Annotated in this window: 18 protein-coding genes; 13 read left to right on the forward strand and 5 right to left on the reverse strand. The window is 61.9% G+C overall.

Annotation, left to right across the window (positions count from 1 at the left end; translation table 11 throughout):
* Positions 1-29: 29 nt before the first annotated feature.
* Positions 30-1,769, forward strand: coding sequence for a phosphoethanolamine transferase CptA (locus QMK50_RS01170; protein ID WP_095170459.1), 1,740 nt, complete (start codon positions 30-32; stop codon positions 1,767-1,769).
* 173 nt (positions 1,770-1,942) lie between these two features.
* Entirely contained in the window at positions 1,943-4,189 is a 2,247-nt protein-coding gene (locus QMK50_RS01175) for a TonB-dependent siderophore receptor (RefSeq protein WP_320332273.1), read from the forward strand.
* 41 nt (positions 4,190-4,230) lie between these two features.
* Here QMK50_RS01175 and QMK50_RS01180 read toward each other — a convergent pair whose 3' ends face one another.
* Both QMK50_RS01180 and zapE read right to left on the reverse strand, forming a co-directional pair.
* Complete coding sequence (locus QMK50_RS01180) at positions 4,231-4,722, reverse strand: GNAT family N-acetyltransferase (RefSeq protein ID WP_095170463.1); 492 nt, start codon at positions 4,720-4,722, stop codon at positions 4,231-4,233.
* 95 nt (positions 4,723-4,817) lie between these two features.
* Entirely contained in the window at positions 4,818-5,942 is a 1,125-nt protein-coding gene (zapE, locus tag QMK50_RS01185) for a cell division protein ZapE (protein WP_320332274.1), read from the reverse strand.
* A 230-nt stretch (positions 5,943-6,172) separates the two neighbouring features.
* Between zapE and QMK50_RS01190 the strand changes: the two genes are divergently transcribed.
* The 3 genes from QMK50_RS01190 to QMK50_RS01200 are packed head-to-tail and all read left to right on the forward strand — an operon-like array spanning position 6,173 to position 8,755.
* Entirely contained in the window at positions 6,173-7,645 is a 1,473-nt protein-coding gene (locus QMK50_RS01190; protein ID WP_320332275.1) for a nucleobase:cation symporter-2 family protein, read from the forward strand.
* Between the two features lie 55 nt (positions 7,646-7,700).
* The gene (locus tag QMK50_RS01195; RefSeq protein WP_095170469.1) at positions 7,701-8,174 is read left to right on the forward strand and encodes an LEA type 2 family protein; all 474 of its coding nucleotides are present in this window, start codon (positions 7,701-7,703) and stop codon (positions 8,172-8,174) included.
* Positions 8,175-8,212: 38 nt separating this feature from the next.
* A complete protein-coding gene (locus QMK50_RS01200; protein WP_159996199.1) occupies positions 8,213-8,755 on the forward strand; it encodes a GNAT family N-acetyltransferase in 543 nt (180 codons plus the stop codon).
* A 67-nt stretch (positions 8,756-8,822) separates the two neighbouring features.
* Here the strand turns inward: QMK50_RS01200 and QMK50_RS01205 are convergent, their stop codons facing one another.
* The gene (locus tag QMK50_RS01205) at positions 8,823-9,074 is read right to left on the reverse strand and encodes a hypothetical protein (RefSeq protein WP_095170472.1); all 252 of its coding nucleotides are present in this window, start codon (positions 9,072-9,074) and stop codon (positions 8,823-8,825) included.
* 165 nt (positions 9,075-9,239) lie between these two features.
* Here QMK50_RS01205 and QMK50_RS01210 point away from each other — a divergent pair, with 165 nt between their 5' ends.
* Positions 9,240-9,557, forward strand: coding sequence for a DUF883 family protein (locus QMK50_RS01210; protein ID WP_095170474.1), 318 nt, complete (start codon positions 9,240-9,242; stop codon positions 9,555-9,557).
* Positions 9,558-9,691: 134 nt separating this feature from the next.
* On the opposite strand, the gene QMK50_RS01215 is transcribed toward QMK50_RS01210, so the two are convergent.
* Positions 9,692-10,723: an Ldh family oxidoreductase gene (locus QMK50_RS01215; protein ID WP_159996201.1), complete on the reverse strand. Its 1,032-nt coding sequence runs from the start codon at positions 10,721-10,723 to the stop codon at positions 9,692-9,694.
* 208 nt (positions 10,724-10,931) lie between these two features.
* Here QMK50_RS01215 and QMK50_RS01220 point away from each other — a divergent pair, with 208 nt between their 5' ends.
* The 3 genes from QMK50_RS01220 (at position 10,932) to QMK50_RS01230 (ending at position 17,358) form a co-directional block, all read left to right on the forward strand.
* A complete protein-coding gene (locus QMK50_RS01220) occupies positions 10,932-15,659 on the forward strand; it encodes a dermonecrotic toxin domain-containing protein (RefSeq protein ID WP_320332276.1) in 4,728 nt (1,575 codons plus the stop codon).
* 97 nt (positions 15,660-15,756) lie between these two features.
* Positions 15,757-16,743 (forward strand): FecR family protein, encoded by a 987-nt coding sequence (locus QMK50_RS01225; protein ID WP_320332277.1) that lies wholly within the window; start codon positions 15,757-15,759, stop codon positions 16,741-16,743.
* 234 nt (positions 16,744-16,977) lie between these two features.
* A complete protein-coding gene (locus QMK50_RS01230) occupies positions 16,978-17,358 on the forward strand; it encodes a fe2+ zn2+ uptake regulation protein (protein ID WP_095170482.1) in 381 nt (126 codons plus the stop codon).
* Positions 17,359-17,374: 16 nt separating this feature from the next.
* Here QMK50_RS01230 and QMK50_RS01235 read toward each other — a convergent pair whose 3' ends face one another.
* The gene (locus QMK50_RS01235) at positions 17,375-17,563 is read right to left on the reverse strand and encodes a hypothetical protein (protein ID WP_095170484.1); all 189 of its coding nucleotides are present in this window, start codon (positions 17,561-17,563) and stop codon (positions 17,375-17,377) included.
* 220 nt (positions 17,564-17,783) lie between these two features.
* Here QMK50_RS01235 and QMK50_RS01240 point away from each other — a divergent pair, with 220 nt between their 5' ends.
* The 4 genes from QMK50_RS01240 to QMK50_RS01255 are packed head-to-tail and all read left to right on the forward strand — an operon-like array spanning position 17,784 to position 21,284.
* A complete protein-coding gene (locus tag QMK50_RS01240; protein ID WP_320332278.1) occupies positions 17,784-19,520 on the forward strand; it encodes a copper resistance system multicopper oxidase in 1,737 nt (578 codons plus the stop codon).
* Entirely contained in the window at positions 19,517-20,365 is an 849-nt protein-coding gene (locus tag QMK50_RS01245; protein WP_237234920.1) for a copper resistance protein B, read from the forward strand. The genes QMK50_RS01240 and QMK50_RS01245 overlap by 4 nt, the downstream gene beginning before the upstream one ends.
* A gap of 35 nt (positions 20,366-20,400) precedes the next feature.
* A complete protein-coding gene (locus QMK50_RS01250; RefSeq protein WP_320332279.1) occupies positions 20,401-20,850 on the forward strand; it encodes a DUF411 domain-containing protein in 450 nt (149 codons plus the stop codon).
* Positions 20,850-21,284: a YqaA family protein gene (locus tag QMK50_RS01255; protein WP_095170492.1), complete on the forward strand. Its 435-nt coding sequence runs from the start codon at positions 20,850-20,852 to the stop codon at positions 21,282-21,284. The genes QMK50_RS01250 and QMK50_RS01255 overlap by 1 nt, the downstream gene beginning before the upstream one ends.
* Positions 21,285-21,352: the final 68 nt, after the last annotated feature.

A 21,352-nucleotide genomic window follows, 5' to 3' on the forward strand; every position in this document is an offset into this window, starting at 1 on the left:
TTGAAGTCATTAATCAGCTGGAGCGCTGAATGGCGATGTTTAAACGCAGCAGTACGCCTGCAAAAGGGTTTGATTGGGCAGGCTTGGGCTGGCTGTTCCTGTTCTTCTGGTATTTTTCCGGCATCACCCAACTATTGATCCTGTTGACCGGCACCTCCGGGTTCACCGGTTTCCGCCAGGCCTTCGTGATGTCCGCCATCTGGCTCGCGCCGATGCTGCTGTTCCCGGCCCGTACGCGCCTACTCGCGGCGGTGATTGGCGTGGTGCTCTGGGCCTGTTCGATGGCTAGCCTGGGTTACTTCTTCATCTACCAGCAGGAGTTCTCGCAGAGCGTCATCTTCATCATGTTCGAGTCGAACGTCTCGGAAGCCGGCGAGTACATGACGCAGTACTTTGCCTGGTGGATGGTGGCCGCATTCCTCGCGCACACCGCCGTGGCCCTGTTCCTCTGGAGCCGCCTGCGCCCGGTTTACCTGCCGCGCGGCAAGGCCTTGCTGGCAGCCACGGCAATCCTGGTCGCGGTCATTGGCTACCCGCTGGTCAAGCAGACCGCGCGCACCGGCAGCCTGGCCGCCGGCTACGAAAAATTCGAAACCCGCATCGAACCGGCGGTGCCATGGCAGATGCTGGTTGCCTATCGCCGCTACGGCGAAACCCTGGCCAGCATGCAAGGCATGCTCGACAACGCCAGCCAGGTCCCGCCGCTGCACAACTTCAAGGACTCGATGGCCGGCCAGCCCGCGACCCTGGTCCTGGTGATCGGTGAATCGACCAACCGCCAGCGCATGAGCCTGTACGGCTATCCACGGCAAACCACGCCGGAGCTGGACAAGCTCAAGGACCAACTGGCGGTGTTCGACAACGTCATCACCCCGCGCCCCTACACCATTGAAGCGCTGCAACAGGTACTGACCTTCGCCGACGAAGAGAACCCGGACCTGTACCTCAAGACCCCATCGTTGGTCAGCGTGATGAAGCAGGCCGGCTACAAGACCTACTGGATCACCAACCAGCAGACCATGACCAAGCGCAACACCATGCTTACCACGTTCTCCGAGCAGGCGGATGAGCAGGTCTACCTGAACAACAATCGCAACCAGAACGCCCGCCAGTACGATGGTGACGTGCTGGAGCCCTTCACCAAGGCCCTGGCCGACAGTGCGCCGCGTAAATTCATCGTGGTGCATCTGCTGGGCACCCACATGAGCTACCAGTACCGCTATCCTGCGACCTACGACACCTTCAAGGACCGTCAGGGCGTGCCGCCCGGGGTCAGCGACGACCAGTTGCCAACCTACAACAGTTACGACAACGCGGTGCGTTACAACGACTTCGTGGTCTCGAGCCTGATCAAGGACTACGCCAAGACCGATCCGAACGGCTTCTTGCTGTACCTCTCCGACCACGGCGAAGACGTGTTCGACTCGGCGGGTCACAACACCCTGGGCCGTAACGAGTCCAAACCCACTGCCCCCATGTACACCATTCCGTTCATGGCCTGGGCTTCGCCGAAATGGCGGGCAAACCACGCCTGGGATTTTGCCGGCGACTTGCAGCGGCCCTACAGCAGTTCGCACCTGATCCACACCTGGGCGGACCTGGCCGGCTTGAGCTTCGACGAACTGGACCACAGCAAGAGCCTGGTCAGCGACAGCTTCAAGGCGCGCCCGCTGTTGATTGGCAACCCCTACGAACGTGAGCAGAAAGCGCTGATCGACTTCAGCCTGATGAAGCCCAAGGCGCCTACCGCGGCCGTCGTTACCCAATAAGTGAACCCTGCGGGGGCCGGTTCCGGCCCCCCGTTTTTGCTGGCCATGAGCCTTCGCGAAAGCCCCTCGAATAAAATAGATTAATAATTATTCGCATTTGAGCTAAATTTTCTGATTCACCTTCGTCTTTGAGCAAACGGAAATTTTCCATCGAAGACAAGGAGTCGGCTGCGATGTTCGCGCCTATTACCCGTTCCATGACCTTGACCCTGGGCCTGTGCAGTCTCGCCCTGTGCCCTTCCGCCCATGCGGACACCAAGCCGGATAAACAGCAGGAGCCTGCCGCCAAGGCGCTCGAACTGGATACCACCAACGTCAATGCAGTGGGTCTGGGTACCACCACTGAAAACACCGACTCCTACACCACCGGTGCAATGAGTACGGCGACACGGCTCAACCTTTCCATCAAGGAAACCCCGCAGTCGGTCTCGGTGGTCACTCGTCAGCAGATGGACGACTTCAAGCTCACCACCCTGTCCGAGGCCATGAGCCAGACCACCGGCGTGGTGGTCCAGCACAACGACTCCGACCGGGTCAGCTATTCCTCGCGCGGCTACTCGATCAACAACTTCCAGATCGATGGGATGCTCAACACCTTCGGGCGCATGAAGTCCGACTCGGACACCATCATCTACGACCGCATCGAAGTGGTCCGCGGCGCCACCGGCCTGACCACCGGTGCGGGCGACCCTTCGGCCACCATCAACATGGTGCGCAAGCGTCCGACCGCTCAATGGGAAGCCAAGACCGGCGTCAGCGGCGGCAGCTATGACGATTACTACAGCTACGTCGATGTTGGTGGCCCGCTGGCGTTCGACGGCCGCCTGCGTGGCCGCAGCGTGCTGGCCTACCGCGACAGCAAATCGTTCCGTGACCACTACCAACTGCAACGGGAAGTCGGCTACGGGATCCTCGAAGCGGACCTCACCGATGACACCGTGCTGGCGGTGGGTTACGACTATCAGGACAAACAGGTCCAGGGCACGTCCTGGGGCACGGTGCCGTACTGGAAATCCAACGGCGACAAGGCCAACCTGTCGCGTTCGACCAACATGGCGACCAAATGGAGCTCCTGGCCCCTGAAGGACAAGACCGCCTTCGCCAACCTTGACCAGAACCTGGGCAATGGCTGGCACATGAAGGGCGCCTATACCTACCGTGAGAGTGACACCGACGGCAAGGTCTACTACGGCGGTGGCGGTTACCCCAACGACGACCGCAGCGGCATGGTCGCCTACCGCAGCCACATGAAGGGCGAGCAGAAGATGGAAGTCTATGACTTCAACTTCGCCGGCCCCTATCAGTTGCTCGGACGCGAACACGAGCTGATGATCGGCTACGGCGAAGCCGAGCGCAGCGCGTCCAACCCGTACCTGGTGTCTGCGCCGACGCCAGCGGGCTACGACAACATTGCCGACTGGAAGTACATGGGCAACATCGCCAAGTTCCGCGACACCGACACCGGTATCGAAGGCTCGAACGACAGCACCAAGCAAAAAGCCGGTTACCTGGCCACCCGCCTGAGCCTGGCCGAGCAGTGGCATGCGGTCCTGGGCAGCCGTTATGGCAGCTGGAAAACCGACAGCAACTCCTACAGCTTCAACGACCAGAACCAGCGCACCGGCAACGACCACAGCAGCCAGACCCAAAACGACGTCTTCACCCCGTACGCCGGCTTGCTGTACGACATCACCCCTGAGTACACGGCGTATGTCAGCTACACCGACATCTTCAAGCCGCAGACCGAGCGTGATTCCAGCCGTAAGTACCTGGACCCGATTGTCGGCCAGAACTACGAACTGGGGCTCAAGGGCAGCTTGCTCGATGAGCGCCTGAACGTCGCCACGGCGGTGTTCTGGAGCAAGCAGGACAACGTCGCTGAATTGGATGACTCGGTGCGGCCGGACCCAACCACCGGTGAAGACTTCTACAAGTCCGGCGGCAAGGGCAACAAGGTCAACGGTTTCGAGGCTGAAGTATCGGGCGAGGTGATGCAGGGCTGGAACATGACGGCCGGCTACACCTACACCCATTCAAAAAACGGTGAAGGTGAGCGCAACAACACCAACCAGCCATTGAACATGCTGCGCATCTCGACGGCTTATCGCCTGCCGGGTGAATGGAATGCGCTGACGGTGGGGGGTGCGGTGAACTGGCAGAGCGACATCTACGAATTCGCCAGCCGCCCCGTTGGACGTGACGCCGATGGTGACATCGTGACCAAGGAAACCCGGATCAACCAGAACAGCTATTCGGTGGTCAAGCTGATGTCGCGCTACGAGTTCGACAAGCACCTCACCGCATCGTTGAACGTCGACAACCTGTTCGACGAGAAGTACTACGACAACGTCGGCTTCTACAACGGTGTGTTCTGGGGTGACCCGCGCACCGTCACCTTGAGCCTGGACTACAAGCTCTAACCCTCACGTACTGCAGGAGCGCCGTCCGGCGCTCCTGCACGTTACAGCGGCTTGGTCCAGAACAGCATCCGCCCGTGGTCCGGATCGAACATGCCGGGGGCGAAGCCAAATTTGTCATACGCCGCCTGTGCAACGGCGTTGCCTTCCAGTACTTCCAGGGTGATCTTGCAGCAGCCACGCTGACGGGCAATCTCCTCGACCTTGAGCAACATCTTCTGACTCAGCCCCAGACCGCGAAACTTGCCGACCACCGCAACGTCATGGACGTTGACCAGCGGGCGACAGGCAAAGGTCGAAAACCCCTCGAAGCAATTCACCAGCCCGGCCGGCTCACCATTGACGAAAGCCAGGACGCTGAACGCATGGGGACGCTTGGCCAATTCACCGGGTAATTGCTGCAATACGTCGGCGGGCAACGGTGCGCCACTGCCCATCGGGTCTTGCGCATAGTGGTCCAGCACTACGCCTATGGCTTCGGCGTGAGTTGGGTTGCTGTAGCTGGCCTGGAGTACCAGGATGTCTGCGGATTCCATTTCCTTCCTCGATCGAACAATAAGCGGGCATCCCTGCGGCTAGCGCCCGGGGCAATCGACATTACCCTGTGACGCGCGCCCGGACAACAGTGGCATCAGCCCTGGGCCTGGGCAAACCGCCGCAACTGCATCTCCTTCAAACGGCTCAAGGTGCGGCGAAAGGCAAACTCCAGGTAGCCCTCGGTATACAACTGATCCATCGGCACCTGCGCCTCCAGATACAACGGGACCTTGCGGTCGTAGCACTCATCGACCAAGGCAATGAAACGCCGCACGCTGTCATCGTGGACGGACAGTTGCGGCAACTCGCGATCACCGGCAGCGACACGGGCACTGCCATCTTCGGTACCGCGGGCAATCCGCCCAGGGCGTTGCCGGGCACTGAGATTAGGCACTTCGCTGATCAAAATAGCGCTGAAGCGATCACACAGCGCCATGAAATCCATGGCGGCCAACGGTTGCTCGCAGAGGTCGGCATAACGGCACCAGAGCACCTTGTCACTGGCCTGGACCACCGCCACCGTACGGTAACCGATAGTCACCGGCGCGCTGGACACCGGCTGGCCCGCGGTCAGCTCGGCAAAGACCTGACTCAGCCCCCCGGGCTCACCTGCTTCGCAGACCCAATAGCGCTGCAGATTCACCCCCGGATGCAAGCGGTGATCCTCACCGCCGTCCACCGCCACCACCTGCATATGCGCCTGGATCGCGGCAATCGCCGGCACAAAACGGTCACGGTTGAAGCCATCCGCATACAACTGCTCGGGCGGCTGGTTGGACGTGCAAACCAACACCACGCCTTCATCGAACATCACCTGGAACAACCGGCCGAGGATCAGCGCGTCACCAATATCATTGACGAACAGCTCGTCAAAACACAGCACCCGCACCTCCCGGCTCAACTCCCGGGCCAACGCCCGCAGCGGGTCGGCGGTGCCGGTCAGTTGAAACGAACGCTGATGCACCCAGGCCATGAAATGATGAAAATGCTGCCGGCGCGCCGTAACCCGCAGGGTCTGGTAGAACTGATCCATCAACCAGGTCTTGCCCCGCCCCACCGGCCCCCACAGATAAACCCCAGTGATCGGCGCCTGGCCTTGATGCAGGGCCTGGTGACACTCCTGCAACGCCAACACTGCGCGTTCCTGCGCAGCGTCGACAACAAAGCCCTGCTGACGGATGGCCGATTGATAAGCGCTGAGGGGTGAGTCGAAGGTCATGGCTGCCTGGGGTCAGTGCGCAAAAACCGGAGTATCGCATGCCCTCAGGGATAATCCGCCAGATGCCAGGTAGAGACCGGCCGTAAGGGCTGAACCCTAATCAGCCATCACCGCACCAACGGATGTGCCCACAAACTTCAACGCTTTAGTGCCTTGGCACTTCTGGCCGCCCCCCCTTTCTGGCATCCTGCGCCTCCATTTTCTGACCTGGCCTTAATGGCACTCTCCCCGTGACCTCATCTGACCACGCAAAAACTGCCCTGCGTTCCGACCTGATCTACGGCCTTTACGACCGCCCACACTTCACTGCGACCGTGTTTGCCGCGCTGCAGCACGTACTGGCAAGTTTCGTCGGGATCATCACCCCGACCCTGATCATGGGCAGCGCCCTGGGGCTGCAGAGCGAAATCCCCTACCTGATCAGCATGGCGCTGTTCGTTTCCGGCCTCGGCACTTTTGTCCAGGCACGCCGATTCGGCCCGGTCGGTTCCGGCCTGCTGTGCCTGCAAGGCACCAGCTTCTCGTTTATCAGCGTGATCCTCAGCGCCGGCTTCATGGTCAAGGCGCGGGGTGGCGGCACCGATGAAATCCTCTCGACGATTTTCGGCGTGTGTTTTTTTGCCGCGTTCATCGAGGTGGTGCTGAGCCAGTTCATCGGCAAGCTGCGCATGCTGATCACCCCGGTCGTCACCGGCACCATCATCACCCTGATGGGCCTGTCGCTGATCAAGGTCGCCATGACCGACATCGCCGGCGGCTTTGGCGCGACTGACCTGGGTGGCGCCCACCATTTACTGCTGGCCGCCCTGGTGCTGGGCACTATCGTGGTACTGAACCGGGTCGACGTGCCATTCCTGCGCCTGGGGGCCATCGTCATCGGCCTGACCCTGGGTTACCTGGTGGCCTGGTTGATGGGCGACGTCGACTTCGCCAACATGACCGCCGTGCCCCTGATGAGCGTGCCGGTGCCGTTCAAGTACGGGTTTAATTTCGACTGGGTGGCGTTCATTCCGATCGCGGTGATTTTTCTGGTCTCGCCCCTGGAGGCCGCGGGCGACCTGACAGCCAACTCGATGATCTCGCAACAACCGGTCAAGGGCCCGCTGTACATCCGCCGGATCAAGTCCGGGCTATTGGCCGACGGTCTCAACTCGGCGATGGCCGCGGTATTCAACAGCATGCCGATGGTGACCTTCGCCCAGAACAACGGGGTGATCCAGCTGACCGGCGTTGCCAGCCGCTATGTGGCGTTTTTCATCGCCGGCCTGTTGGTGTTGCTGGGGCTGTTCCCGATGATTGGCGCAGTGTTGCAACTGATGCCCAAGCCGGTACTGGGCGGCGCTGAACTGGTGATGTTCGGCACGGTGGCCGTGGCCGGAATCAAGATCCTCGCCGAGGCCGGGCTGCACCGGCGCAACATGCTGATCGTGGCGATCTCCCTGGGCATGGGCCTGGGTGTCGCGGCAGTGCCGGAAGTGCTGCGTGAGTTGCCCAAGGCGTTGCACAACATTTTCGAGTCACCGATCACCGTCGGTGCGTTGTGCGCTATCGTGCTGAATATCTTTTTGCCCGAGGAGTTCATCGAGCAGGAAGAAGACGACTTCGACCCCGAGGCCTCGATTCTCCAGGTCATGGAAAACCCCGATGTCAGCCACCCGGGTGAACCGCTCAAGCCCGCGGCGGTCGCATCCTTGAAGCGCTAACCCGCTGGTGGGTCGAGCCGCTGGCGGTTCGACCCTTGTTGATGAGAGCCCCTCTATGCGCCGATTCATCGTTGCCGGCCTTGCCCTGTTGCTGCTCAGCCTGAGTGGCTGCGCGCTGTTTCCCGATCGCGACCCGTTGAACGTCAACGTGGTCGGCCTCGAGCCGCTGCCAAGCCAAGGCCTGGAGGTACGATTTGCGGTCAAGATCCGCCTGCAGAACCCCAACGACAATCCGATCGACTACAACGGCGTGGCCCTCAACCTTGAGGTCAACGGCCAACCACTGGCTAGCGGCGTCAGTGACCAGCAAGGCTCGATCCCCCGCTTCAGCGAGGCGCTGATCAGTGTGCCGGTGAGCATTTCGGCGTTCTCGGTGATGCGCCAGACCCTGGGGCTGAGCCAGACCCAGTCCCTGGACAACCTGCCCTACGTGCTGCGCGGAAAATTGGCGGGCGGCCTGTTCGGCACCCAGCGTTTTGTCGACAGCGGCCAATTGAGCCTGGCCGGCCCAACTGCCGGTGCCCGCTGACATCGCGCGCCGATCATACCAAGGAGGTGGATTGCTACATGGCCCCATACCCCACGCTGTATACCAAGCGTTTGATTCTCAAGCCGCTGGAACTCGCCGATGCCCCGGCCATCCAGCAGCAGTTCGCCCACTGGGACGTGGTGCGCTACCTCAATGCCCTGGTGCCCTGGCCGTATCCAGCGGACGGTGCCTTGGTCTACCTGCGTGACATCGCCCTGCCGGCGATTGCCCGAGGCGATGAATGGCATTGGTCGATTCGCTTGAAGTCGGCCCCCGAGCAACTGATCGGCAACATCAGCCTGATGGACGAACAGGATAATAACCGTGGTTTCTGGCTGGGCACTGCGTGGCAGGGCCAGGGGCTGATGGCCGAAGCGTCGGCCGAGGTCACTCGCTACTGGTTCCAGGACCTTGGGCGCGAGCTGATGCGAGTGCCCAAGGCTTCGCCCAACCTGGCGTCACGCCGACTCTCGGAACGCAGCGGCATGCGCCTGATCCGGGTCGATGAAGGCAACTTCGTCGGCGGTCGCTACGCCACAGAAACCTGGGAAATCACCCGCGAGCAGTGGCAGCGCCTGTAGGAGCGAGTGCCCGCTTGCGGCGTGCTCGCGATGGACCCGAGAACACCGCGCTGCCAACCCGCAGCGTTTACTTGGCCGCCATCAGGCGATTGACTTCGCTGCGCACCATGTTGGCGTATTCCGGCGGCGACATGGCGTCCAGCTCCGCGCGGACCCATTCTGCCCATTTGCCTTTGCGCTTGGAGCGCTCACCGAACAGACGGGCCGCTTCACCCTTGGATTTGCCCAGGTTGCTCTGCCAGAGGTCGAACAGACGGGACTTTTCATCTTCAAGCGCGGCGCGCTCGGCAAGGGGCTTGTCGGCCAGATTGAAGCTCATGGGAGTTACCTGCTGCATAAAATAGGCGACATCTTACACTGTAGGTGGAAATCTCCGGCGACGGATTTACCCGGACCAAGGGCCATCGCAGAAAAAATCTGCAACTTTTACCTGCCGCCTACACTCCATTGTTCACTGTCCCTTTACCCTGCAAGGAGTTACCCGATGGCCCGAAAAACTGCCGCCCAGGCTCACGAAGAGCAAATCAAGGATCAGGCGTTCAGTGAGCTGCAAGCGCTGATCGAAGAGTCGGAAAAGCTCCTGAAAAGCAGCGCCGCCCTGGTCGGCGAGGAAGCCGAGACCCTGCGCGGGCAAATTGCCCTGAAACTGCAGCAGGCTCGCGACTCGGTCACCAGCGTGCGTGAACGCACCCAACCGGTGGTCGAGGCGACTGAAACCTACATCGGCGGGCATCCTTGGCAAACTGTGGCGATCTCCGCCGGGTTTGGCCTGGTGGTGGGGTTGTTGTTGGGGCGCCGTTGAGTCCCGCAAGACTTCGTTGATGGAGGTGCAGGAGCAAGGCTCGGCTTTGCGGTGATGCATCGCGAGCAAGCTTTGCTCCTACACGTATAGGGACCCTGTGGTTGATAGCCAGCCGGTTCCGGCAAATCAGCAGGTCAGTCCTCTGCCAGGCTGTGCAACTGCGCCAGGATTTCATCGTCCAGCACTATGCCGGCCGACTCAGCTTTACGCCGCTCGCGATGGCGACGGTCACCCGGCAGTCGGTGCAAACCGACTGCATGCATCTGCCGCACCAACTCCTGGCTTCTCTCGGCAAAGTTCTGCCCCGCTGCCTTGCTCGGGTCGATGACGATCAGCAACTGCCCGGTCCATGGGGTTTTGGCTCCCGGGTGGTTGGACCAGTCGAACTCGAACGAAAAATTGCCCCCCGTCAACGCCGCCGCCAGCAACTCGACCATCATCGACAGCGCCGAACCTTTATGACCGCCAAACGGTAACAACGCACCGCCCTCGAGTATCGCCTTCGGGTCGGTAGTCGGCTGGCCCAGGCTGTCCACCCCCATGCCAGGAGGCAAGCGCTCGCCCTTGCGTGCAGCGATTTGCACATCGCCGTGGGCGATGGCGCTGGTGGCCAGGTCGAAGACGATCGGCTCGGCATCCGCCCGTGGCGCGGCAAACGCAATCGGGTTGGTGCCAAACAGTGGGCGGTCGGCGCCATGGGGCACCACGCAGGTCATGCTATTGACCACGCTGAGCGCAACCAGCCCCTCATAGGCAAAGGGCTCGACGTCCGGCCAGAGCGCCGCAAAGTGATGGGAATTGCGGATCGCCATGACCGCGATCCCGGCGCTGCGGGCTTTCTCCACCAGTAATTCGCGGCCAGCAGCCAAAGCCGGCTGGGCGAAGCCGTTTTGCGCATCGACCCGCACGAACCCCGAGGCGACATCTTCCACCACGGGTACCGCCTGGCCATTGACCCAGCCGCTTTTAAGCGTCGAGACATATCCCGGAATGCGGAACACCCCATGGCTGTGGGCGCCATCACGCTCAGCCCCGGCACAGTTGTTGGCCAGCACCGCGGCGACTTCGGGACTGGTGCCATGGCGCAGAAAAATCCCTTGCAGAAGATTCACCAGTGCTGGGTACGACACCGCATGTGAGCCAGCTTGATCGTGTGACACAGACATCTGAAGCTCCAGATTTTTTATTGGAGGGGGCAACAGCGCGGGGGATCCTGAGGCGCTGATTAAACACCCCTTGACGCGCCCGCTGTCAACCGTCGAAAGGCAACCCGCAGCCCACTAACTATCTACCGCCCTGCGCCGTCTCGGCCAACTTAGCCTTGGACTTTCCCCCAGCGACTGAAAATCGTCGCGTCACACCGAGACCAACACCATGACTGACCAGCTCCTACCGCTGTTTTTCCCTGAAGCCCTGCAAGACATCAAAGTCCTCAGCCCAAGGTTACGGGCCCTGGATTTCACCCTCGCGGACCTGGCCTGGTTGCGCAGTGTAGAACTCGCCAGCCACACGATACGTGCGGCGCAGCCCGACCCCATGACCGTCGAGTCCATCGCGCTCAAGGTCAAGGACCGCGAGCCACAGCCCCTGGCCGGCAGCTTCATGCTGCACCCGACCCCGGTTGACCATAAGGCTGTGCTGTACACGCCCTACGGCGGGTTGCAGAAGTTCGACAACCCTCGTGCCGTGATTCAGGCACTACAAGAGTCGCTCAAGGCCCCCGGCAAGCGGCTGGAACTGTTGCGCTTCCTGCCCATCGCCTGGCGTGAAGCATGGCCCAAAGACAACAGCGTCAGCCTGAGCCATGCGGTCATCGACGACCTGGTGTTCGAGCACCAGTCGCGACAATTCGCGGCCAGCCAGGGCAACAACCTCAGCCTGATGCGCGAACAGCTTGAACAGTTGCCCACCTTGAGCCACTTGCTTGAACAATTGCTCGACCGTGAACTGAGCAGCGCGCTCCCCGGCCTGGATCAGCGCCAAAGCCGTGTCGATTTCTTCGCGCTTGGCACTGAAGGTCAACGAAGCAAGGTCGACAGCAAACCCTTGACCCAGGCTCTGCTTGATTTTTTCCTGCAGCGCGCATGGCCTGCGGGCCTTAGCCGGCAGTTTGCCAATCCGCGCCTGGCGCCAACTGCCGATGACCCTGCCCCCTGGGAAAAAGCAGTCAAGACCATCGCCCAAGGGCTGGCGCCCATGTTGGCCGAGCGATTACGCAGCTATTGGGCAGCGGACGCCGGGGTCGTCGGTACGCGCCAGGTTTTTTTTGCCCAGGCCATGCGTGACAAGGCGCGCCTCGACCTGCTGCGCAAGCGCCAGGATGCAATCCTTGACCCCGAACAGCATCAGGCCCTGGTGGCGCTGCTCGAACGTGCGGACATCCCCGCCAACTACGACGCCGAACAGTTACAGGCAGAAACCGCGCGCCTGTGGGAGCACCCTGAGCATTTTGTCGAGCCGGCCAGCACACTGATGCTGAGCAACCGCAGCAATGCCTACCTGTATAGCCAGCCCCTGGGCCTGCAAGTGCTGGGGAACTACGCCGAGCTGAAACAGACCGTGCAACGCATGGTCACCAGCAGCGGGCATGAAGATCAGGTCTACAGCCTGTTGAGCCTGCCGGAGCGCAACCTGCTGCTGCGCCTGGAGCAGCCCCAAGTGTCTGGCGAACCGCTGTTCGGCAGCCTGTTCCAGCGCCTGGTGGCGGACATCATCAGCAAGCAACAGCAGAGCATCAGCCACGCATTGGATGTGTTTCGCAACAGCGAAGGGGCGATCGACCTGCCGGCATTGTTCGATCAGTCACTGGATGTGCGCGTCATGCTCGACAGCGCGTTGCTGGAGTCGGCGGATCAGCCGCGCTGGAGTCTGCGGCCGTTGATCAGCGGTGAGCATCACCCCTCCATCGTGGTGACGGACAGGGCCAAGCTGCACCTCAAGTCCCTGCGCAGCGTACTCGACTCCCTGACTGCAAAATTCGCCACGTTCCCCGCGGACAACCTGGCACTCCAGCAAACCTTCCTCGAAGGTCTCAAGCCCGACCTCGGCCACGCCCTGGCGGTCGGTATTCGCGGCGAAGCCGCTCTGCGCCAACTGCTCAGTACGTTCAGTGCGTACGACAAGGCCATCGTCGACACTGCGCTCAATCCCGATGCCGCAACCAGACGACAACGCCACGCGTTACGCGGCTTCCGGCCCGATGCCTGGTCGTTGACCCTGCACTGCACGGGCGAGCCTGACCTGATGCCGCTGGCCAATTGTTTGCTGCTGACCGAACGGGGTGGCATGGACCCATCACACTCGGGACGGGCCATCCTCTGGACGCCGGCACAAGGGCTGGAGGCCTTCGCTTCCATCACCCACGCCCAGCTCGAACTGGGCCAGCGCTTGCTCGATGAAGGTGCGCGCCAGGGGCTGCTTGAAAACCTTGCGCGTGACCTCTACCGCCCTCATCGTCACTACACCCTGGGACCATTGCGCCTGATTGAAGGCCATGTACTGCAGGAGCGTCAGCAATCGGCGATCAACCACTTCATCGCCGCACGCCGGCATACCCGCGCACTCGGACTGTCGGACGCCAGCGTACGCGCGGATTTCGTACGGCATAAATTGTCGCCCACGCCGCTCAATCTCGAACATGCCATGCAGATTGCCCAGGCAATCATCACCCGTGGCTCATTACCCGCTTGGCTCGGCTCTGCCTCTCTCGGACAACTGCAGCAGCATGCCGAATTGCTGGAGCAGTTTCGTCTCAGCCTTGACCCCGGAAGCGATTACCTGGATGACCTGCAACCCTTTTCAGCCTACGTCTGCGAGCGCCTCAAGCAACTGCTTGGCGCGCGATTCCCTGGAGTCGAGCTTGACCCCGATCAGTTGCAGGTGACGCCCACACTGGCCTTGACCGGCCCGGTACAGACCCTGAGTGAATTCGCACTCAACCCCACCCATGTGCTGCATGACGCCGGTTTCGCGATCACTTCGGGCAGTGCCCTGGCGCTCCCCGCACAGGTAACTGCCAGTGAAATCAGGAAGCTGTTGCTACAACTGGACATCAAGACCGCCTACCGTGAACGACTGAACCAACACTTGAGCGGCAACACCAACGCGGTCCTCAAGCGCCAGCAATGTTTCGTCCGGCAGTTACCCTGGCAATTGCTGCTGCACGCCCACGCCCTGAACCTGCAGGGCACACTCTCCGAGCAAGGCTTGGCCCTGGTCGAGCAAGTGCTGGACATGCCGGATGCATTGGCGCGCGCCAGCGTCAGCGAGGCCAAGGCGATCGTCCGGCCCCTTGAACTGATCGCTACCGAAGGTGCCTCTGCCGTCAAGGCGTTGGGGTTGTACCTGATCGGCGAACCCGAGAGCGGCCCGCAGATTCTCTATGCGCCCTATGACAAACACCTGGGCTTGAGCGAGTTTGAAAACGCTGCGAGCGTGGTGGCTGCGATCAACCACCCGGGGCCGCTGCAGGATTTGCTGCTGCGCCGCTTACCCGACCCGCACAAGGCGACCTACCAGAACCTGCTGGCTAGCGGCCCCGACAGCGATATCCAGCTCGCCTGCCAGCCGATCCAGGGCAACCTGCTGCATCGCTTGTTCAGCGACAACAGCGTTCTGCTGTCACACCTGCTGGGCAGTCAGGGCGAACGTGGCGCGCTGGCCGATTGGGACGCGCTCAAGGCTCTGTTCGCCAAGGGTTTGAAATACGGCGGTAGTTTTTTGCCGGGCAAACTGGCGATTCCCCTAGCGCTCTGGCAAAGCTACACATCCTTCAAGGAGTCGGCCGAGGCCTTGCAGGATCATCACTGGAGGAGCGTGCTGCCGAGTTTTATCAACGGTGTTGCGCAACTGGTGAGGCTCGGCAAGTTGTTGCATGTCCCCGAAGGGGTGCGCCGCGAGACCCAGGCCATCGACCTCTGCGCGCCCGTGCGGACCCGGCTGCAGCCGTTCGAAGCCACGCAGATGACCCTCTCCGGCAAGCGCGCTGCCGATGGCAGCTACCCCTTGGCTGTCGGGAAGCACTATGCCCCGGTGGAGGGCAAGGTCTACCAAATCAGCAAGCAAGCCATCGCTCCGCGCATCATCGAGGCCACGCACCAGGGACCCTATGTCCTGAACCAGGGTAGCCAATGGCTGCTGGACCCTGATGTGCATAGCATTCACTACGGCAAGGCGCTGTCGAAACTGCACAGCAAACTGGTAACCCGGCACCAGGTACGCAGTCTCATCAATATCCAAGCCCGGGGCATGGAATCGATCCGCCAACTGTTCCCGGAAAAAGCCAGGCAGATCGTGCAAGCACTCGACCTTGCTCGGTTCTACGCCTTCAACAGCCTGCACAACCTGGCCCAGCTCAAGAGCACCCAGCGCGGGGCACGCCTGGAGGTCTTCTTCAAGGAAATGTTTGACGTCGACAGCGTCGATGAAAACCTGCTGCGCAAAATCAAAGAGGCGATTGTGCCCCTGTGCAAAGCCCTGGTGGATCCGAGCCTGGACCAACTCGACCACAATCGATTTGTGGTTGGCTCCAACCTGAATCCCTCGGAGGGTGTGATCGCTTTTGTGGTCAGTGAGGACGCGCAGCGCGCGGTGCATTTCACCGAGCACTTCTTCAACCAGCAACTGGACATGTATGAGGGGGCCTTGACCGAAGCGTTCGATATCACCGCCCACGCCCAGGCCGTCACCCTGATCCACGAGTTTTCGCACTTGTTTTCCAATACCTATGACTTGGCCACATTGGAAGCCCGCAGACCCTTCAGCGACCTGGTCTCGACCCTCACCCACGCTCACCGCCTGCTCAAGGCCGCACATGAGGAGTTCCAGCGTAACGCGCTGTCCCTGCGCACGCCGGCGGAGGAACTGTTCGCCTACTGGAACCACGCAGAAAGTGAATGGGAAAGTTTTGACGACGCCCCGGAAGCTAGCCTATTGCGCGCGGCGGTCAGGTCCGCCACCGGCACCAATAATATGCGTGAGGCGCGTATTGCCTTCCTCAACCCGGACTCAGCCGATCGACGCATCGACACCATCCTGCGCAATGCCGAATCGGTGGCACGCCTGGTATCTGAAATGGGCCGGCGCCTGGACCCGGTCCCGTAAACTGACGAAAAAGCCGCTCATTGATGCTCAATCGCCATGACGGCTGTTCTCGCCGGCTGGTGGTGAAGGTTAGAATGCGCGAAACCAGGAAGCATCAATGAGCCAAACCCCACTCACTCCAGCAGACGACGACGCCGTCACTGACGCCGCAGCGCATTGGTGCATGCGCTTGCATGCCCAGGACTGCAGCGCAGCCGAGCGCCAGGCATTTGTGCAATGGCGCGACGCCCATCCCCTGCATGCGTTGGAGTATGAAGCGATGCTGGAGATCTGGGAGGTCAGTGACCATCTGCCCCGCCCGGGACACTTGGCCATCGCTCCCAGCCCTGTGGTCCGCCCAGGCTGGCAGCGGCTGGCAATGGCGGCGGCGGTCTGTGCCCTGGCCTTGCCGCTGGCCGCATTCAGTGGCTGGCAGCTGGGTTGGTTGCCAGACTCCTACGAGCGCTTCGAGGCCCAAGGTGCACTGCGCCAGGTGACGTTGAGCGACGGCAGCCAGGTTGAACTGAACCTGGGCACGGTGCTGACCTACAGCAATTACAAGGACCAGCGCCGGGTCACCCTGAAACAGGGCGAAGCCTTCTTTCGAGTCAGCCATGACGCCAGCCACCCGTTCGTGGTCAAGGCGGCTGACGGCCAGATTCGCGTCACTGGCACCCAGTTCAACGTCTGGAAATACCAGGACCAGGTCCGGGTGACCTTGCTCGAAGGCTCGGTCCTGGTGACCAGCAACGATGCCCAGCGCGGCGATGGCTTTCGCCTGGGTCCTGGCATGCAGGCGCGCTACAAGGGCGGCGACTACCAACCGCAGATCAATCAGACCTACGCCAACGACACGTCCCTCAGTTGGCGCGATGGCCGCCTGGTGCTCGACAACCTGACGCTCAACGAAGCCCTGCCGCTGATCAATCGTTACCTGCAGGAGCCGGTGCTGCTGGCCGACACTGACACCGGGATGATCCGCATCGGCGGGGTCTACAACATCAGCCAGCTACACAGCCTGGTGCCTTCGCTGCCCAAGGTGTTGCCGGTGTACCTGACGCACAACGCCGACGGCCGGACCGTGCTCAACTCCCGGCCGAAGTAACCCCGGGGCCGGGCCCGCAATGGCAAAAACGTTTTTTGCCTTGCCATCGATACGAATCGGCGGAAAATAATTGACAGGCCATTGGCCCGAAATATCGGCGTCTCACCCTTCGCTGACGTACTTTCGACAAAATTTCTACATTCAGAGCTTCATGATTTGCCCCGCTCATTCGTCTTAATGACAGAGAGCACAAATCACATTTTCCTGATCAGGCTCTGAAAAGGAGTTTTCTGCATGTACAACTCGCAATTGCCAACGGATGGTAAACCCGCGCCGAAAGGTGTTTCCCTGGGTCAGGATGTCACTGTGTTCGGCAAACCGGTCGAGCGCCACGGTAACGAGCGGATCCGCCAACTGCTCAAGAGCTTTGGCCTGCGCACCAGCCTGATACGCTTGAAAGTGATCGATGCACTGCTCAGCGCCGCGGAAAACGACCACCCGCTGGGCGTGCGTGGGGTGCACAGCCACTTGCTGGAACTGGACATCCCGCTGTCTTTTCTCAGCGTGCGTGAAGTCTTGAAGCGCCTGTGCAGCGAAGGCGTGATCGTGCTCAACCCGGATAAAAGCTACAGCCTGCATCCACAGGCTGCTGCCGTGCTCCAGCGCCTCGACTGACGCTGGCCCACCTCGCTCAGGGCTTGACCTTGCGCCGCATCACGCCGTTGATCACCACCACCGACACGGCCACGCCAATAGCGATGTACTGGAACAGCGTTTCGCTGATGATCCCGGCATTCTGCAGATATGACAGCCCAAGCATGATCGCCAGGACCACCAGGGAAATCAGAATCGAGTATTTCAAACGTTGCGACTGGGTCATTGCGGGTTCCTGAACCTGTGAATGTGTGAGTCCTGCAGCGGGCCGGCCCCATCCCTGTTCGGGGGCGCCAGCAGCACGCGGGCCACATGGTACACCCAAGATGTTTCGCCGGGCGCGCCACGCAGCTGACAAATCGGTAATCCGCGCCTCAGTTTACTGACAGCGCGGGCCGTTTAAGGTCCTGCCAAACCTGAAGCTTCAGGATTGACGGGACTTTTTTATGCCTTCAACACCCTCGCGACGCTCTTTGCTCAAAAGCCTGACCGCCGGCACTGTCCTGGCGGGCACCGGCCTGTGGCGCCCCACCAGTTGGGCCGTGACCGCAGACACAGCCTCCTCGACCCTGACCGGTAGCCGCTTCGACCTGTGGATCGGCGAATCGCCAGTCAACTTCAGTGGCAGCCCACGCACCGCCATGACCATCAACGGCGGTATTCCCGGCCCCTTACTGCGCTGGCGTGAGGGCGACACGGTGACCTTGCGCGTGCACAACCGACTCAAGCAGGACACCTCGATCCACTGGCACGGGATTATCCTGCCGGCCAACATGGACGGCGTGCCCGGCCTGAGCTTCCACGGCATCGCCCCCGATGGCCTGTACGAATACCAATTCACCCTGAAGCAGAACGGCACCTACTGGTACCACAGCCACTCCGGCCTGCAGGAACAGGCCGGCGTCTATGGCCCGTTGGTGATCGACGCCCGCGACCCCGAACCCTTCGCCTACGACCGGGACTACGTGGTGATGCTCAGCGACTGGAGCGACCAGGCCCCGGAACACCTGATGCGCACCCTGAAAAAGCAGTCCGACTACTACAACCGGCACCAGCGCACGGTCGGCGACTTCATAACCGACGTCAGCCGCGACGGGTGGGCGGCGACAGTGGCGGACCGCACCATGTGGGCCCAAATGAACATGAGCCCCACCGACCTTGCAGACGTCAGCGGCGAAACCTACCACTACTTGCTGAACGGCCAGACGCCACAAACCAACTGGACCGCCCTGTTTCAGCCGGGGGAAAAGCTGCGCCTGCGACTGATCAACGGCTCGGCCATGAGTTACTTCGACTTTCGCATTCCCGGCCTGCAGATGACCGTGGTCGCGGCCGATGGCCAGTACGTGCAGCCGGTCACCGTCGACGAGTTGCGCATCGCCGTTGCCGAGACCTACGACGTCATCGTCCAGCCCACCGGCGCCCGCGCCTACACCCTGTTCGCCCAGTCGATGGACCGCAGTGGTTATGCCCGCGGCACGCTCGCCACCAGCCAGGGGCTCAGCGCCGAGGTCCCGCAGCCTGACCCGCGGCCGTTAATCAGCATGGCCGACATGGGCATGGACCACGGCAGCATGGCGGGCATGGACCATAGCCAGATGGCCGGCATGGATCACAGCAACATGCCCGGCATGGCCGCCCCGCTGCAAAGCCATCCGGCTTCGGAAACCGCCAATCCGCTGGTGGACATGCAGACCATGCGCCCCAGCGCCAAGCTCGCCGACCCGGGCATCGGCCTGCGCGACAATGGCCGCCGAGTGTTGACCTACGCCGACCTCAAGAGCACCTTCGCCGACCCCGACGGGCGAGAGCCCTCGCGCACGCTCGAGTTGCACCTGACCGGGCACATGGAGCGCTTCGCCTGGTCATTCGACGGCATCAAGTTCAGCGACGCCCAACCCCTGCGCCTGACCTACGGCGAGCGCCTGCGCATCACCCTGGTCAACGACACGATGATGACCCACCCGATTCACCTGCACGGCCTGTGGAGTGATCTTGAGGACGAGCACGGGCGCTTCCAGGTGCGCAAGCACACCATCGACATGCCGCCCGGCACCCGCCGCAGTTATCGGGTAACCGCCGATGCCCTGGGCCGCTGGGCCTATCACTGCCACCTGCTGCTGCACATGGAGATGGGCATGTTCCGCGAAGTGCGCGTCGATGAACCGGGGAGCCCGACATGAACATTCGCCTGCTGCTGGCCGCACTGTGCGGCGTTTACCTGAGCCCGACCCAGTCGGCCGAAAGCATCGACCACGCGGCCATGGGCCACGGCGCGATGCCTGCCATGGACCACAGCCAGATGCCCACGCTGCAGAGCCGCACGCCGATTCCCGTGCCCAGCGACGCGGACCGCCGGGCAGCCTTCCCGGCGGTCAATGGGCATAGGGTTCACGACAAGGCGCTCAATGGCTTCTGGCTGATCGACCAACTGGAGTACCAGGATGCCGACGACGGCAGCGCCCTGGCCTGGGACATGAGTGGTTGGGTGGGCGGCGATATCGACCGGCTGTGGCTGCGCACCGAAGGTGAACGCAACAATGGCCACACCGAAAAAGCCGAAGTGCAGGCGTTGTGGGGACATGCCATCGGACCCTGGTGGGACCTGGTCGCCGGCCTGCGCCAGGACTTCCAGCCAGGCTCGCCGCAGACCTGGGCCGCGTTCGGGGTGCAAGGCCTGGCCCTGTATAACTTTGAAACACAAGCCACGCTCTTCGTCGGCGAAAAGGGGCAAAATGCCCTCCGCCTGGAAGGCGAGTACGACATTCTGCTGAGCAACCGGCTGATCCTGCAGCCCAGCGCCGAGCTCAACCTGTACAGCCGCAACGACCCCGAACGGCGGATCGGCGCGGGGTTGGCCAACACCGAAGCCGGTGTGCGCCTGCGTTATGAAATCGTCCCCGAATTTGCCCCGTACATTGGCGTGACCTGGAGCAGCACCTACGGCAACACCGCCGACTACACTGGCGAGGATGACGAACAGCGCAACCAAACGCGCTTCGTCGCCGGCGTGCGGCTCTGGTTCTGAGCCCATCAACGCAACGATCGACAAAGAGATTCCCCATGCACACCACAGCACTTCGCCTGGCCGCCCTGGGCGCCCTGTTCATCAGCACCCAGGCCCTGGCGGCCGAACTGATCCCGATCGACGTCCATCGCGACGCCAACTGCGGTTGCTGCAAAGCCTGGATCAGCCACCTGCAGGACAACGGCTTCAAAGTCATCGACCACGTCGAACCCAACATGAGCGAAGTCAAGCAACGCCTGGGTGTGGCGCCGCGCCTCGCGTCCTGCCATACCGCGCTGATCAACGGCAAGTTTGTCGAAGGCCACGTCCCGGCCGAACAGGTGCTGGCCCTGGCCAAGCGTGACGACTTGCTGGGCATGGCCGTACCGGGCATGGTCACCGGTTCGCCGGGCATGGAAATGGGCGATACCGTCGACCCGTACCAGGTAATCGGCGTGTCCAGGGATGGCAGTCAAACGGTGATCGCCGACTACCCGGCCAAGTAGTGCTGCTGGCGTACCTCGGACTGTTTGCGGCGGCATTCGGTGCCGCCACACTATTGCCCTTGCAGTCCGAGGCAGTGCTGGTGGGATTGCTGCTCAATGGCCAGTACTGGTTGTGGCTGCTACTGGCCGTCGCGACCCTGGGCAATGTCCTCGGGTCGCTGGTCAACTGGTGGCTGGGCCGCGGCATCGAGCGCTTCAAGGATCGCCGCTGGTTCCCCGTCAGCCCAACCAACCTGGAAAGGGCCCGCCGGCATTATCAGCGTTACGGCCACTGGTCATTGCTGCTCAGCTGGTTGCCGGTGATCGGCGATCCATTGACCCTGGTGGCCGGCGTAATGCGCGAGCCGCTTGGGCGTTTCCTGCTGATCGTCACCCTGGCCAAAGGCGCCCGGTACGGCGTGCTAGCCCTGGCCACGCTCGGCTGGCAGGGCTGATCGCGAGCAGGCCGCCACAATCCATAGGCGCGCCGCAAACCCTGTGGGAGCCGGCTTGCCGGCGATGG

The sequence above is a fragment of the Pseudomonas sp. P5_152 genome (assembly GCF_033989915.1).
In the GTDB taxonomy this organism is placed as follows: Bacteria; Pseudomonadota; Gammaproteobacteria; order Pseudomonadales; family Pseudomonadaceae; genus Aquipseudomonas.

Bases quoted from the DNA above. Each gene is read 5' to 3' on its own strand.
- QMK50_RS01170 (WP_095170459.1), top strand. From the start codon at position 30: ATGGCGATGTTTAAACGCAGCAGTACGCCTGCAAAAGGGTTTGATTGG.
- QMK50_RS01175 (WP_320332273.1), top strand. From the start codon at position 1,943: ATGTTCGCGCCTATTACCCGTTCCATGACCTTGACCCTGGGCCTGTGC.
- QMK50_RS01180 (WP_095170463.1), bottom strand. From the start codon at position 4,722: ATGGAATCCGCAGACATCCTGGTACTCCAGGCCAGCTACAGCAACCCA.
- zapE (WP_320332274.1), bottom strand. From the start codon at position 5,942: ATGACCTTCGACTCACCCCTCAGCGCTTATCAATCGGCCATCCGTCAG.
- QMK50_RS01195 (WP_095170469.1), top strand. From the start codon at position 7,701: ATGCGCCGATTCATCGTTGCCGGCCTTGCCCTGTTGCTGCTCAGCCTG.
- QMK50_RS01200 (WP_159996199.1), top strand. From the start codon at position 8,213: ATGGCCCCATACCCCACGCTGTATACCAAGCGTTTGATTCTCAAGCCG.
- QMK50_RS01205 (WP_095170472.1), bottom strand. From the start codon at position 9,074: ATGAGCTTCAATCTGGCCGACAAGCCCCTTGCCGAGCGCGCCGCGCTT.
- QMK50_RS01210 (WP_095170474.1), top strand. From the start codon at position 9,240: ATGGCCCGAAAAACTGCCGCCCAGGCTCACGAAGAGCAAATCAAGGAT.
- QMK50_RS01215 (WP_159996201.1), bottom strand. From the start codon at position 10,723: ATGTCTGTGTCACACGATCAAGCTGGCTCACATGCGGTGTCGTACCCA.
- QMK50_RS01220 (WP_320332276.1), top strand. From the start codon at position 10,932: ATGACTGACCAGCTCCTACCGCTGTTTTTCCCTGAAGCCCTGCAAGAC.
- QMK50_RS01225 (WP_320332277.1), top strand. From the start codon at position 15,757: ATGAGCCAAACCCCACTCACTCCAGCAGACGACGACGCCGTCACTGAC.
- QMK50_RS01230 (WP_095170482.1), top strand. From the start codon at position 16,978: ATGTACAACTCGCAATTGCCAACGGATGGTAAACCCGCGCCGAAAGGT.
- QMK50_RS01235 (WP_095170484.1), bottom strand. From the start codon at position 17,563: ATGACCCAGTCGCAACGTTTGAAATACTCGATTCTGATTTCCCTGGTG.
- QMK50_RS01240 (WP_320332278.1), top strand. From the start codon at position 17,784: ATGCCTTCAACACCCTCGCGACGCTCTTTGCTCAAAAGCCTGACCGCC.
- QMK50_RS01245 (WP_237234920.1), top strand. From the start codon at position 19,517: ATGAACATTCGCCTGCTGCTGGCCGCACTGTGCGGCGTTTACCTGAGC.
- QMK50_RS01250 (WP_320332279.1), top strand. From the start codon at position 20,401: ATGCACACCACAGCACTTCGCCTGGCCGCCCTGGGCGCCCTGTTCATC.